Raw genomic sequence first — 13,559 nt, 5'->3', positions numbered from 1 at the left:
GGTAGATTTTGAAAACCCGCCAATAATAAACTACTAATGATTGGATGGCAAGGCTTTCTCTTAGAATGTTTTTATGGATGGCGGGCGCATCGTGGAGGGGTGTGGCAGGAAAAAGAAAAGCCTGCTCGCAGGCAGGCTTCGTTGTGTCTGTAGGTTGTAATCAGTGGCAGGGGGCGTCAGCCGAAGATGCGCTTGAAAAGCCCCTTCTTCTCGGCCTCGCGCCGCTCGGTGATCAGGCGCATCCCCCCGAGGGCGTGGGCGTCGTGCGCGTTCAGCTTCAGGGCCTTCTGGAATTCTCCCTCGGCGAGCCCGTCGCGCCCCTCGTCTAGGAGCATCCACCCCCGGAAGGCGAAGGCCTCGGCGGTGCGCTCGGCCTGCAGGCTCTTGGTAAGGAGCATGCGGCACTTTTCGAGGGCCCCGGCAGAGCGCTGGTTGCCCGGGTTCTTGTAGATGGACCAGGCGAGGTAGGCGCTCGTGCGGGCGTCGTCCGGGGCGAGCGTGTAGGCGTCCTGCAGCGCGCGCTCGGCGTTGCCGAAGTCCTCCATCTCCAGGAAGACCTTGCCGGACTGGAACTGGATGCGGGCCTGCAGCTCGTCGTCGCGCTTGCCGGCTAGCCCTATGGTGTTCGCGTTCAGCATCTCGTCGTAGCGTTCCTTGGCGATGACGCTGGAGAGGGTGTTGTAGGCGTTTGCGTAATGGGAAAGGACGTCCTGTGCGCGCCCAAGGATGGCGCCGGAAAGCTGCATGAACTTCTCGGGCGAATACTGGCGCGTCTTGGCGAAGTAGGCCTCCTTCAGGGCGTCGAAGCTGAAATTGCCGGGACTCATGCCGAAGATCTCGTAATAGTTTTTGTCCTGGATCGCGGCGTAATCACGCTGCACTTCCTGCTCGAAGTCGATCTCGCTTGAGGAGAGCGGCGCGGCCATCCCTGTTTCCCCCACCACGAGTTCGATGGAGTCCGACACCTCGTCTACCAGGTCCTCGAAGCTCATGGCTGCCGCCTGCAACTCGGCAACCTCCTCGATGGGGCGGTTGAAGAGCCGCTTCTGGGGGAACTCGGGGGGTTGGTCGGAGGCCTGCGCGCTGTTCAAGGTGAGCATGCCCATCCCCGCCAGCAGGTCGAGGAATGCGCCGCCGCGGGCGGGCTTTTCCAGGCCGGAGAGGATGGCCTGTACCGTCTTCCCCTGCCCGAGCTGCTGCAGGAGCTCGATCTCTTCCTGCCTCATGTTGAGCAGGTTGGCCAGGCGGAAATAGGTCTGCGTCAGCGTCGGGAACAGTTCGCCGGCGCGCGCGGGATAGGCGGCGAGGTCAAAGGGGGCGGCGTCGGCGGCCTGGTGCAGAAGACGCGGCAGGCAAAGGGGGGTGAGCGGAAGTTCGATTGTGGCAAGCTCCGGGGAGAAACGCGGCGCCTGTTTTTGCGCGAGCGCCTCGATGAGGGTGCGGGACAGGAAGAGCCGCGACTGCTCCAGGAGCTCCTCGTAGCTTAAAAGGCCCGCCTCCACGAGGGGGAGCCGTCCGGGACGGGCGAGGGGGAAGCGCTCCAGGTCCGCGCGCTGCAGGTGGTTTCCCAGAACGAGAAAGGGTACGAACCTGGGCGACGAGAAGCTCGCCGGTTCACCCCCGATGACGAATACCCTGGTCCCGCCGCGCAGTTCCAGCGTGCCGCTCTTGCCGTCGCGGAAAAGCTCGAGAAGGAGGCGTCTCAGCTCCTTTCCTCCCGGGCCCTGTTCGAGGGCTCCGTTAACGGCCTTCAGGAAGTCGTCCCTGCCGAAGGGCTTCTCGAGGTACGCCGAGACGCCGAGCTTTGCCGCCGCCTGGGCGTAACCCGCGCCGCGGAAAACGCCGGTCATGATGACGACGGGGAGTTCCTTGAGCGCGGCGCTGCGCCGTACGTGCCGAAGGAGGTCCACCCCGTTCATGCCGGGAAGCTTCAGGTCCAGGACGAGGAGATCGAAGCGCTCCCCCTGCAGTAGGGCGAGGGCGGCGTCACCGCTGGTCGCGCAACGCACCTCGTGCCCGCGCGCCTCGAGGACGCCGCGCAGCATGGTGCAAAGCCGTTCGTTGTCCTCAACCAGCAGGACTCTGCCCGTCATCTGGCTCCTCCCCGGGGTGCCGCGCTCGGCGCCTTAAGGTACCTGTTGACCGCGTCGTTGTGCGACGCGAGGTCGTTCGAGAAGTGGTGGCTGCCGTCGCCGCGTGCCACGAAGTAGAGGTAAGGGACCGCAGCGGGGGTCAGCACCGCCTCTATGGCATCCTTGCCCGGGTTGCCGATCGGGCCGGGGGGAAGCCCCGGGATGAGATAGGTGTTGTAAGGGGTCGGCTTCAGGATGTCGTCGCGGCTCACCTTGCCGGCGAAGGCGCGCACGCCGTAGAGTGCCGTGGGATCGCTCTGCAGTCTCATGCCGATCTTGAGGCGGTTGCGGAACACGGCGGCGATGAGGGGCTTCTCCTGCGGGAGCACGGCCTCCTTTTCCACCATCGAGGCAAGGACGAGCACTTCCCGCATCGACAACCCCTTCGCCTTGGCCCGTCCGTCGACCGATCCGGCAAGCACCTCTTTCTGCCGCTTGATCATCTCGCGCACCACGTCACGCTCGTTTCTGCCGGGGAGGATGTTGTAGCTGCCCGGAAAGAGGTACCCTTCGGCACTCGGTGCGTCGATCCCCATCTCCTTCAGGAGCGTCCGGTCGCTACAAGCAGCGAGGAAGCTCTCCCTGGTGAAGATCCCCCGCTTTTCGAGCATCTCGGCAGCCTGGTAGCTCGAGTACCCTTGCGGGAGCGCGAAAAGTCGCAGATAGACGTCGCCGGCGATCATCTTGGCGAGGATCTGTCCCGGTCGCAACCCATCGTCGAGCTGGTACGGACCTGCCTTGAGACGCGCGTCGCCCCCTTTCATGCGGGCGTAAAATACGAAGAGTCGGGCGCTGGTGATGATGCGCCGCGCCTCGAGGTCGGCGGCGAAGGCGCGCAGCGAGCGTCCTCTGCTCAGTTCCACTATTTCCACGCGCTTGCCGTCGCCGGCGGGAAACAAGAGAAACCTGGTGAAACGGGTGATGGGAACCAGGATGACTATCAGCAGCAGCGCGATGCAGAGTCTGCGCTGCTTACGGAACATGTCTTTGAGGCTGGAAGCGATGATGGCACTATCCTAGGTGAAAACAGGGCTTTTGCTGACTCAGCATTAGGTTTAGGTGAAATCGCTAACTGTGTCAAGGCTAAATGCCTGAGCCATCAGCGGGCGAATTTATGCTGGTGCTGCGTTAATAATAAAATTTTTAAAGACAGTGGTGGTATTCCACGGTATGATATCTGACCGTGCCGCCCGACCGGGACCGGAACACCACTACAGTAGGGCAGACGAGGTGCTTGATGAAGCAGAGGTTTATTAACTCGGACTATTTCCCCTTTCAGATACAGATTTCGGCCGCCTGCGGCGACCGCATCGACCTGCGCGGCACGCTCGAGGAGTTGGGCGATGTGCCGGGCATCATCTACGCGAGGCGGGTGGCCGCGAAGCTCAACAAGGGGCTGCAGGCGCACGAAACACCCATCCAGCCTGGGCTTTTGCATCTCTACTCCACGCTGAGCCGCGTCTATCGCTATGTGGCCGGGCAGTACTGCGCAAAGCAGCAGCCGGGGGTGCTCGCGGCGACGGCGGCCCAGGCGGGATACCCGGGCTTTACCGGTGACGCCGAAGCAACGCTGCGGCGTTTCATGGAACTCTTCCCCTCACAGCGCATGGTGCTCGATGAGGACACCCCGGACGGCTTTCTCTCCGGGGACGACGACGAGCAGGGACGCCGCCAAGCCCTCTCGGCGGAACTTCTCCTCATGCTGTTAAACGGCGAGAACCGGGCCTTGGACCAGTTCCGCCGGCTCTTCGACGCCTCTGAACTCGCCGGCTCCTCTCAGTACCTTAAGGTAGCCACCGACATCGACCGAGGCCTTGCCAAGGCTCCTCCTTTCGAGCCGATCGGGGTGCCGCTGCCGGAGCTTTTGCGCGCCCCGATGAAGGCCTCTCCCGATTCACTCGCCGGGCAGATCGCCTACATCAGGGAGCACTGGGGCGCCATCCTTCCCCCGGAGCTTTTGACCGAGCTCGTCACCGCCCTCGACATCGTCTCCCAGGAGGGGCGTGCCTTCTTCGGCGGCCCGGGCGAGCCCAAGGTGCTCCGCTTCGGCAGGGATGCGCAGGGGGGCGAGGAGTACCCGGAGTACGAACGCTTCTCGCGCGACGCCGACTGGATGTCCAACGTCGTCATGATCGCCAAGATGGTCTACGTCTGGCTCGGCCAGCTCTCGAAGACCTACGGCGTCGAGGTGAACACGCTGGACCAGATCCCCGACGCGGAGCTCGACCGCCTCGCCCGTTACGGGTTCAGCGCGCTCTGGCTGATCGGCATCTGGGAGCGATCTCCCTCCTCGCAGACCATAAAGAGGATCGCCGGGAACCAGGAGGCGATCAGCTCGGCGTACTCCCTCTACGACTACATCATCGCCCATGACCTGGGCGGAGAAGGGGCGCTGGACAACCTGAGGCGGCGCTGCGCCGCCCGCGGCATCCGCCTTGCGAGCGACATGGTCCCGAACCACACCGGACTCTACTCCAAATGGACCGTGGAGCACCCGGACTGGTTCATCCAGCTCGACTACCCGCCGTACCCCGACTACCAGTTCAACGGCCCGGACCTCTCCCCGGACGGGCGCATCGGCCTCTTCATCGAGGACGGTTACTGGGACAAGCGCGACGCCGCCGTCGTCTTCAAGCACCTGGACCGCGGCAACGGGCGCGTGCGCTACATCTACCACGGCAACGACGGGACCTCGACCCCCTGGAACGACACCGCGCAGCTGAACTACCTGATCCCGGAGGTGCGCGAGGCGGTGATCAACACCATCCTCCACGTGGCGCGCCAGACCCCCATCATCCGCTTCGACGCAGCCATGACGCTTGCCAAGAAGCACTACCAGCGCCTTTGGTATCCGCTGCCGGGCCACGGCTCCGGCGTTCCGTCGCGCGCCGAGCACGGCATGGACCGCGCGAGCTTCGACCAGGTCTTTCCGGAGGAGTTCTGGCGCGAGGTGGTGGACCGGGTCGCGGCCGAGGCGCCGGACACCTTGCTCCTCGCCGAGGCCTTCTGGCTCATGGAAGGGTATTTCGTGAGGACGCTCGGGATGCACCGGGTCTACAACTCGGCCTTCATGAACATGCTGAAGATGGAGGAGAACGCCAAGTACCGTCAGACCTTGAAGAACGTGCTGGAGTTCGAGCCTGAGATCCTGAAGCGCTTCGTGAACTTCATGAACAACCCGGACGAGAGAACCGCGGTCGAGCAGTTCGGCAAGGAAGGGAAGTACTTCGGGGCGACCGTACTCCTCGTCACCATGCCCGGTCTTCCCATGTTCGGCCACGGTCAGATCGAGGGCTTCCACGAGAAGTACGGCATGGAGTACCGCCGGGCCTACTGGGACGAGCCGGTGGACCAGCACTTCGTGGCGCGCCACGAAAGCGACATCTTCCCGCTCATGCGGCGGCGTCACATCTTCTCGGGGAGCGAACAGTTCACCCTGTACGATTTCTATTCCGGCCACAGCGTGAACGAGAACGTCTTCGCCTATTCCAACCGCAACGACGGCGACCGCGGCCTCATCCTCTATCACAATGCCTACGCCACGACCTCCGGGTGGATCCGTACCTCCTGCGCCGTCTTGAGAAAAACCGCGGAAGGGGGGACCTCTCTCGCGCAGACCACGCTTGGCGAGTCGCTCGGCTTCAAGGGGGACGGCCGCCACTACTACAGCTTCCGCGACTACGCCTCGGGGCTTAGCTACCTGAGAAACGGACGCGACCTGTGCGACCGGGGGCTCTACGTCGAGATGGGCGGCTACGAGTACCATGCCTTCCTGGATTTCCGGGAGATATACGACGACGATTACGGGACCTGGGGTGCGCTCTGCTACCGCATGAACGGAGCCGGAGTTGAGAACCTGGACGACGAGGTGAAGAAGGTCCGCTACGCTTCCCTCCACGAGGCGCTTAGGGCGGTTCTCGTCAAGGCCGCCGTGGTGCTCCAGGAGCCTGGCGTGGCGCCGCCGGTCCGCCTTGGGCCGTTGGAGCCGCTCCTGGCCGGCTTCTACAAGGCGCTGGCGCCTCAGGCACCTGATAAGTCCCATCGCGCCCTCCTCGCAGCTTTCGGTACCGAGCTTACCGAGGCGCTCGCCGCGAAGGCGGGAGGGGAGCTTCTCCCCGCCGAGTGGGTCCTGTTATGCGCCTATCTTGCACTGCACCGGACCGGAGACCTCGCCGGGACCGGGACGTGGGGGCTCTTCGAAGAGCTCGGCCTGGTGCATCCAGTGGTGCAGGCCTTCCAGTCGCTGCCGCCTGCCGATCCGGAGCAGTTGATCGACCTGCCGCCGAAGAGCTTCGGAAAACTCCTAGGGCTCATGCTGCGGCACGATACCTTCCTGGCGCAGTGCCGCGAGCTGGGCGCCGTGCGCTGCTGCACCGCGCTCTTCTCCGATCCGGTGGCGGCCCGCTTCCTGTACCTGCACGAAAGCGGCGGCGCCCAGTGGTTCAACAAGGAGCGCTTCGAGCTTTTGCTGTCGTGGCTGCTTAAGGTTGAGCCGTTCGCAGGCAGGGGGGACGCTGCGCAGGAAAAAGCCGAAGTTGCTCGGAAAAAGGCTGGAGTCGCGCTGGAAAAGCCGGAAGGCAGGAAGGAAACGGGGGTGAAGGAGCCCACCGGGGAGGCGCTTGTCGCCCTCCTGAAGGAGAGTGCCGCCGCGGCGGGTTACCGGCTCGATCAGCTAATGAATTTGCTGCAGACCGGTTTCTGATTTTTCTACATTACCTGTTAGAATCAGTAGCTGGCGCTTGATCATCCGCAGCGCCCTTGTCTATGGAAGGCATCGGACAGAGGGGGAAAGCCATGGCGGTCATCAACACGCAGCTAAAGGACAACATCGGGACCATCACCTTCAACGATCCGGAACATCGCAACATCCTGAGCAGCACCATGATCGACGAGATGCTGCAGTCGATCGGCGCGCTGCAGAAGGGGAAGATGCGGGTCCTGGTGATCCGGGCCCCGGCGGGTTCCAAGGTCTGGTCGGCCGGGCACGACGTGCACGAGTTGCCGCTTCCCGGGCGCGACCCGCTTTCGTATCACGACCCCCTGGTGACCGTGCTCCGTTCGATCCAGAGCCTCCCGATCCCGGTCATTGCCATGATCGAGGGGAGCGTCTGGGGCGGGGCCTGCGACCTTGCCCTTTCCTGCGACATCCTGATCGGCTGCCCGACCACGTCGTTCTGCATGACCCCGGCGAAGATCGGCGTCCCCTACAACGTCTCCGGCATCCTGCATTTCATGAACATCATGGGGGTGAACTTCGCCAAGGAGATGTTCTTCACCGCGGAGCCGCTCTCGGCGGAGCAGGCGAACCGGGCGGGCCTTCTGAACCACCTGGTGGAAGCCGCGGAGCTTGCGGACTTCACCTATTCAATGGCGCACCAGATCACGAGGAACAGTCCGCTCAGTATCGGGGTGATCAAGGAGCAGATCCGGCTCCTCGCGAGCGCCCATCCCCTCTCGCCGCTCACTTTCGAACGGGTGCAGGGGCTCAGGCGGACCGTCTACGACAGCAAGGATTACGCGGAGGGGATCAAGGCGTTTTTGGAGAAAAGAGCGCCGGTCTTCACCGGCGAATAGAATCGTCCCCCCCCTTCTCCCTCTGGAGAGGGGCGCGGTAGGGGCGTTTGAGGGAGAAGGGACAAGAAAAAGGCCCGGCCGCATCTTCGCGGTCGGGCCTTCGTTGTTCTATGTCTCTGCACGATCAGCGAAAGAGTTTATTCCTCCGCCTTCTCGAAGTTCCCCTTCTCCTGGCACTGGGGGCACTTCTGCGGCTTGCAGCGACCTTCCTTGGTGAATCCACAGCTCTTGCATTTCCACGTTGCCATAATTGCCTCCTCTTAGTTGTTGTTCAGCTTTATTTCCTGCACCTTCCCGAAAGTGGAAAGAGGCTGGTCGAATTTCTTCTGGTCCCCCACCACCACGAGCTTCATATTTTCCGGGGCGAGGTACTTTTTCGCCACGCGCAGCACGTCGGCGCGGGTGACGCGGGCTATGTTGTCGCGGTAGTTCTCGAGGTACCCCTTGGGATAGCCGTAGAACTCGAGGCGCGCCTGCTGGGTCACCACGGAGCTGCTCTTCTCGAAGGCGAAGATGAAGGAGTTGATGATGGAATCCTTGGCGAGCTTGAGCTCCGCCTCGGACACCTCGCTCTGGGTCATGCCGTTGATGATCGAGTCGAGCAGCTTGATGGTCCGCGCCGTGGAATCCACCTTGGTCTCGGTCTCGGCGATGAAGGGGCCTTTGAACCGGCGCCCGACCTCGAAGTAGGCGTCAACGTTGTAGGCAAGCCCCTGGTTGGAGCGGATCTCCTGGGTGAGACGCGAGGTGAAGCCCCCCCCCAGGATGTATTCCATCACCTTGAGGGCGTAGAGGTCCGGGTTGTTCTTGTCGATCCCCAGGTGCCCCATGCGGATCACCGACTGGTTCACCTCTTTCTGCACGTGCAGTACCGCCGGGGTCATCTCCTCGCGGGGAGCGGGGACCGCCGGGAAGGGCGCGGTCTGGTTGGGCCAGTCGCCGAAGAGGCCCTCGAGCTTCTTGAGAAGCTCCGCCCGGTCGAAGTCACCGGAGACCGCCACGATCATGTTGGCCGGGTAGAAGTAGCGCCGGTGGTAGTCGATCAGGTCCTGACGGGTGATGGCGTTCACCGTGGCTATGGTGGGGATACGTCCGAGCGGGTGGCCGGCGTAGATGGCCCGGGCAAGCTCCCTTCCCGCGATTCCCTTGGGATCGTCGTTCTGGCGCCTGATCCCCTCGATGGCGTGGCTTTTGGCGAGCGCGACGCGCTCCGGATCAAAGGCCGGCTCCCGGACCACCTCGGCGAAGAGGGTGAGGGTGCGGTCGAGGTTCTTCGAGAGGGTGGCCAACGAGACGCTCGCGTTGTCCGAGTTGATGCCGGACTCGATGGACGAGGCCATGAATTCCAGCTCGCGGTCGAGCTTGTCGGCCGGGGTCTTCAAGGTCCCGCCGCTTCTCAACACCGCGCCGGTCAAAGAGGCAAGGCCGGTCTTCGCTTCCGGCTCGTAGACGCTCCCGGCGTTCAGGTACGCGGTGAGGTTCACGATGGGGAGCTCGTGGTCCTGCAGCAGGTAGACGATCATGCCGTTTTTGAGCTGCACCCTTTCGCTCTTCGGTAGCTGGAACTTGAGCGGCGGGAAGGTCATGTTGCGCGGGTTCGCCGGGGGCTGCACCTGGGTCGGTGCCTGTGTCACCTTCTGCGTCTTTGACTCGGCGATGGTGCCGGAGCGGGCCGCGCCCGCCTCAGATACCAACGAACCGGCGGTGCAAAGGGCGAGGGCGCTCAGCAGCACGAAACGGGAAAGGTATTTTCGAATCATTCAGGGTCCCCTTCTTCTGGACTATTAGGATCAATCACGGCTCCCTCCCGCCGCCTGGCGGAGGGGCTGAATATCGCGGCCTTACTGCGCGGCCTCGGCCTTCGTGATGAAGCCGACGTTGCGGTTTTGGCGGGTGAAGTACTGTTTGGCAACGCGCATGACGTCCTCGGGCGTGATCTTCGCCACCTTCTGACGGTGTTCGATGAGGTAGCGCCAGGTTCCGGCGATCGCCTCGTACTCGGTGAGGTTGCGCGCGAGGCCGCCGTTGGAGGCCATCTGGCGCGACTCCTCGAACTCGAGCTGGTTCAGGATCTGCTGCAGCTCCTCGTGCGTCATCGGCTCGGTCTTCAGGCGATCGAGTTCCTGGTAGATCGCCGCCTCCACTTCGGCCACCGTGTGCGGCGCGCGCGGCGTCGCGCTGATGATGAAGAGGTTGGGGTAGCGGCTCCCGGGTGCTCCGAACGAGGAGACGGAGGTGACGAGCTGCTTCTCTAGGACGAGTTTCTTGTAAAGGCGCGAGGTGCGGCCGCTGGTGAGAAGCATGTCGATGACGTCGAAGACGTAGTCGTCGGGCGCCGGCAGGGTCGGCTTGTGGAAGCCGATCATCACCTCGGGCTCGGCGTCGCCGATCACCTCGGTCCGTTTCTCGCCCGACTGCTCCGGTTCCTGGACCGCGACGGGGGGGACCGGGGTCCCCGGCTTGATGCCGCCGAAATAGCGCTCGACGAGGGCGATGGTCTGCTTCGGATCGATGTCCCCGACGATGGCGACGATGGCGTTATTGGGGGCGTAGTACTTGTGCAGGAAGTTCTCCGCCTTGGTACGGGTGAGGTTCTCGATGTCGGACATCCAGCCGATGGTCGGCTGCCCGTTCGGGTGCGCGTTGAAGGCGTCGGCGAGGAAGGTCTCCCACAGTTTCCCTTCCGGTTCAGCGTCATAGGAGCGGCGCCGCTCCTCCATCACGACGGAGCGCTCGGTGTAGAACTCCCTCAGCACCGCGTTCTGCATCCGGTCCGATTCGATGGCGGCCCACAGCTCCAGCTTGTTGGCCGGGATGTTGATGAGGTAGGTGGTGCCGTCCTTGCTGGTGAAGGCGTTGTAGCCGGCGCCGCCGTTTCGGGAGTAGATGTCGGCGAACTCCTCCTTCACGACGTACTGCTCCGCCTCCTTCTCAAGGCGCTTAAGCTCCGCGGTCAGTTTCTCGATCACCTTCGGATCGGCTTCGTCGCGCTTGTTCTTTTCCGCCAGCAGCTCTTGCGCGGTCAGTTCGATCTTGTCCAGAAGCGGCTTCTCCGCTTTGTAGTCCCTGGTGCCGAGCGTCTTGGTTCCCTTGAAGAGCATGTGCTCCAGGAGGTGGGCAAGCCCGCGCTCGTCGCTTCTCTCGTCCACGCTCCCAACCTTGAAACGGATCCACGCCGCCACGGTGGGGGAATTGTGGCGCTCCACCATCAGGAGCTTCATGCCGTTTTTGAGGGTGTGCTCCTGCACCCGCTCGGCGAGCCCCTGCCCAAAGCATATCGACGCGTTGACGAGGATGACGAGGGCAACAACCCATCTGGACACTATCTTCATGACTACCTCGGTTCGGTGGTTTTAATGTGAAGTGTGAAAAAAGATAACATTTGTCCTTTTGAAGCGCAAGGGGTTAAAAGACAGGAAAATCCCGCAGGAGATGCGCTCCTGCGGGATTGAGTGTATCGTGATGGAGGCGTTGCTTGCAGGGCTACTTGAGGGCCTGGGACAAGACCTCGCGGATGTCGTCGACGAAGATGAATTCGAGCTCCTCCCTGACGTTTTCCGGGATATCCTCGAGGTCTTTCTTGTTCTTCGCGGGGGCCAGCACCTTCTTCACCCCGGCGCGACGGGCCGCAAGCACCTTTTCCTTAAGGCCGCCTATGGCGAGCACGCGGCCGGTGAGGCTCATTTCGCCGGTCATGGCGACGTCCCTCTTCGCGGGGCGACCCGAGAAAAGCGAGACGATGGTGGTGGCCATGGTGATCCCGGCGGAGGGGCCGTCCTTCGGTATGCTCCCGGCCGGCACGTGGATGTGCAGCGTCGTGTCGTCGAAGGCCTTCTTTTCGATGCCGAGCTCGGAGCAGTTCGCCTTGACGAAGGAGAGTGCGGCGCGGGCCGATTCCTTCATCACCTCGCCCAGCGACCCGGTGAGGATCAGGTCCTCCTTACCCTTCATCTTGGTCGCCTCGACGAAGATGATGTCGCCGCCGCTTTCGGTCCAGGCAAGCCCGGTGGCGACGCCGATCCGGTCCTTCTCGGAAGCGACCTCGTCGAAGAACCTGGGCGGCCCCAGAAGCTCCGCCACCGTTTCCGGGTCGACCAGGGTGCGCAGCGGCTTCTCCTGTGCCACCTCTTTCGCGATCTTGCGGCAGACCGAGGCGATGCTCCTTTGCAGGTTCCTGACCCCTGCCTCGCGGGTGTAGTCGTGGGTGATGCGGTAGACCGCCTCGTCGGTGAACTTCGGGACCATGTTGCTGAGTCCGTTTTCCTCCACTTCCCGCGCGATCAGGTACTTCTTGGCGATGTTCAGCTTCTCCTCGTCGGTGTAGCCGGAGAGGGTGATCACCTCCATGCGGTCCTTCAGGGGCGCCGGGATCGGGTCGAGCTGGTTCGCCGTGGTGATGAACATCACGTTGGTCAGGTCGAACGGAACGTCGAGGTAGTGGTCGGTGAAAGAGAAGTTCTGCTCCGGGTCGAGCACCTCCAAAAGGGCGCTCGCCGGGTCACCGCGGAAGTCGGCGCCGATCTTGTCCACCTCGTCCAGCATGAAGACCGGGTTGTTGGAGCCGGCGCGGTTGATCTCCTGGATGATCCGGCCGGGAAGGGCGCCTATGTAGGTGCGCCGGTGGCCGCGGATCTCCGCCTCGTCGCGCATCCCCCCCAGGGAGATCCTGATGAATTTGCGGCCGAGCGTCCGGGCGATCGACTTGCCGAGGCTCGTCTTGCCGACCCCCGGGGGGCCGACGAAGCAGAGGATCGGGCCCTTCATCTTGTCCTTCAGGGTCCGGACCGCCAGGTACTCGAGGATCCTTTCCTTCACCTTCTTAAGGTCGTAGTGGTCCTCGTTGAGGATCACCTCGGCCTGGTTGATGTCCTTGTTGTCCGGGGTGCTCGTCTGCCACGGGATCGTGGTCAGGTATTCGAGGTAGGTGCGCGAGACGGTGTACTCGGGGGAGGCGGGGTTGATGCGCTCGAGCCGCCTCATCTCCTTTTCCGCGATCTTGCGGACGTCGTCGGGCATCTTCGCGCTTTCGATCTTGCTTCGGAGCTCGTTGGTCTCGCCCATGCGGGAATCTTCCTCGCCGAGCTCCTCCTGGATCTGCTTCATCTGCTCGCGCAGCAGGAATTCCTTCTGGCTCTTGCCGACCTTCTTGGTGACCTCGGCCTGGACCTCTCCCTTGATCTGCAGCCGCTGCACCTCCGTCGTCAGGTGCATGTAGACCTTCTTGAGCCGCTCCAAGGGATCGAGGGTCTCCAGCAGTTTCTGCAGCTCGTCAATGGGGAGGTTCAGGTAGAGCGCCACGAGGTCGGAGAGACGCGCGGGGTTGTCGATGAAGTCGATCATCTTCATGACATCATCGGGAAGGGGACGGCCGTAGGAGAGGGCGATCTTCAAAAGCGCGTTCAGGCTTCCCACCAGCGCCTCGGAGACCATCGACTTCTCGGCGAACTCGCGCACCGGCTCCAGTCGGGAGAGCGCCACCGGGGTCTGCTGCACGATGGCGAGCAGCCGGACCCGGATCACCCCTTCGAGGACAACCTTGGCGCCGCCTCCGGCGAGCTTGTTGAGCTGCACCACCTTGCAAAGGGTGCCGATCTCGTGCAGGGCGGGAAGTAGTTCGCCTTCCGGTTCCTGTCTCAGCTTCACCAGTGCGACGAGGTTGTTGAAGAGCACCGCCTCCTCGAAAGGGGGCATATCTTCCTGCTTCAGGAAGATGGTGAAGACCATGTAAGGGAAGGCAATGATCTCCCGCAGCGGATACAGCGGGACGATCTCCGGCATGTTTATGGTGATGTTTTCTGTCATGGCAGTATTTCCAGATACTTGGTTGGGGGGCGCGAACTGTAAAAGAGTACT

At 62.9% G+C, this 13,559-nt stretch carries 8 protein-coding genes; 2 read left to right on the top strand and 6 right to left on the bottom strand.

The window, feature by feature from the left end:
- Nucleotides 1-176: 176 nt before the first annotated feature.
- Complete coding sequence (locus tag E8L22_RS01785; protein ID WP_136523575.1) at nt 177-2,093, bottom strand: response regulator; 1,917 nt, start codon at nt 2,091-2,093, stop codon at nt 177-179.
- Nucleotides 2,090-3,115: an endolytic transglycosylase MltG gene (gene mltG, locus E8L22_RS01780; protein ID WP_136523574.1), complete on the bottom strand. Its 1,026-nt coding sequence runs from the start codon at nt 3,113-3,115 to the stop codon at nt 2,090-2,092. The genes E8L22_RS01785 and mltG overlap by 4 nt, the downstream gene beginning before the upstream one ends.
- 254 nt (nt 3,116-3,369) lie before the next feature.
- Between mltG and E8L22_RS01775 the strand changes: the two genes are divergently transcribed.
- Both E8L22_RS01775 and scpB read left to right on the top strand, forming a co-directional pair.
- Nucleotides 3,370-6,834, top strand: a complete 3,465-nt coding sequence (locus E8L22_RS01775; protein WP_136523573.1) for an alpha-amylase family glycosyl hydrolase — start codon at nt 3,370-3,372, stop codon at nt 6,832-6,834.
- A 92-nt stretch (nt 6,835-6,926) separates the two neighbouring features.
- Nucleotides 6,927-7,706, top strand: coding sequence for a methylmalonyl-CoA decarboxylase (gene scpB, locus E8L22_RS01770; RefSeq protein ID WP_136523572.1), 780 nt, complete (start codon nt 6,927-6,929; stop codon nt 7,704-7,706).
- Between the two features lie 137 nt (nt 7,707-7,843).
- Here scpB and E8L22_RS01765 read toward each other — a convergent pair whose 3' ends face one another.
- The 4 genes from E8L22_RS01765 to lon all read right to left on the bottom strand — a co-directional run bounded on the left by E8L22_RS01765 (nt 7,844) and on the right by lon (nt 13,508).
- The gene (locus E8L22_RS01765) at nt 7,844-7,954 is read right to left on the bottom strand and encodes an RCKP-type rubredoxin-like domain-containing protein (protein ID WP_129127189.1); all 111 of its coding nucleotides are present in this window, start codon (nt 7,952-7,954) and stop codon (nt 7,844-7,846) included.
- A 12-nt stretch (nt 7,955-7,966) separates the two neighbouring features.
- A complete protein-coding gene (locus E8L22_RS01760) occupies nt 7,967-9,466 on the bottom strand; it encodes a M16 family metallopeptidase (RefSeq protein WP_136523571.1) in 1,500 nt (499 codons plus the stop codon).
- Between the two features lie 81 nt (nt 9,467-9,547).
- Entirely contained in the window at nt 9,548-11,038 is a 1,491-nt protein-coding gene (locus tag E8L22_RS01755) for a M16 family metallopeptidase (RefSeq protein WP_136523570.1), read from the bottom strand.
- Nucleotides 11,039-11,189: 151 nt separating this feature from the next.
- A complete protein-coding gene (gene lon / locus E8L22_RS01750) occupies nt 11,190-13,508 on the bottom strand; it encodes an endopeptidase La (protein WP_136523569.1) in 2,319 nt (772 codons plus the stop codon).
- Nucleotides 13,509-13,559: the final 51 nt, after the last annotated feature.

It is taken from the genome of Geomonas ferrireducens, from assembly GCF_004917065.1.
GTDB classification, from domain to species: domain Bacteria; phylum Desulfobacterota; class Desulfuromonadia; order Geobacterales; family Geobacteraceae; genus Geomonas; species Geomonas ferrireducens.
This window is presented reverse-complemented; position numbering and strand designations above follow the sequence as displayed.

Excerpts from the sequence above, each read along its gene's own strand:
- E8L22_RS01765 (WP_129127189.1), bottom strand. The coding sequence starts at position 7,954 with ATGGCAACGTGGAAATGCAAGAGCTGTGGATTCACCAAGGAAGGTCGC.
- lon (WP_136523569.1), bottom strand. The coding sequence starts at position 13,508 with ATGACAGAAAACATCACCATAAACATGCCGGAGATCGTCCCGCTGTAT.
- E8L22_RS01755 (WP_136523570.1), bottom strand. The coding sequence starts at position 11,038 with ATGAAGATAGTGTCCAGATGGGTTGTTGCCCTCGTCATCCTCGTCAAC.
- E8L22_RS01760 (WP_136523571.1), bottom strand. The coding sequence starts at position 9,466 with ATGATTCGAAAATACCTTTCCCGTTTCGTGCTGCTGAGCGCCCTCGCC.
- E8L22_RS01775 (WP_136523573.1), top strand. The coding sequence starts at position 3,370 with ATGAAGCAGAGGTTTATTAACTCGGACTATTTCCCCTTTCAGATACAG.
- mltG (WP_136523574.1), bottom strand. The coding sequence starts at position 3,115 with ATGTTCCGTAAGCAGCGCAGACTCTGCATCGCGCTGCTGCTGATAGTC.
- scpB (WP_136523572.1), top strand. The coding sequence starts at position 6,927 with ATGGCGGTCATCAACACGCAGCTAAAGGACAACATCGGGACCATCACC.
- E8L22_RS01785 (WP_136523575.1), bottom strand. The coding sequence starts at position 2,093 with ATGACGGGCAGAGTCCTGCTGGTTGAGGACAACGAACGGCTTTGCACC.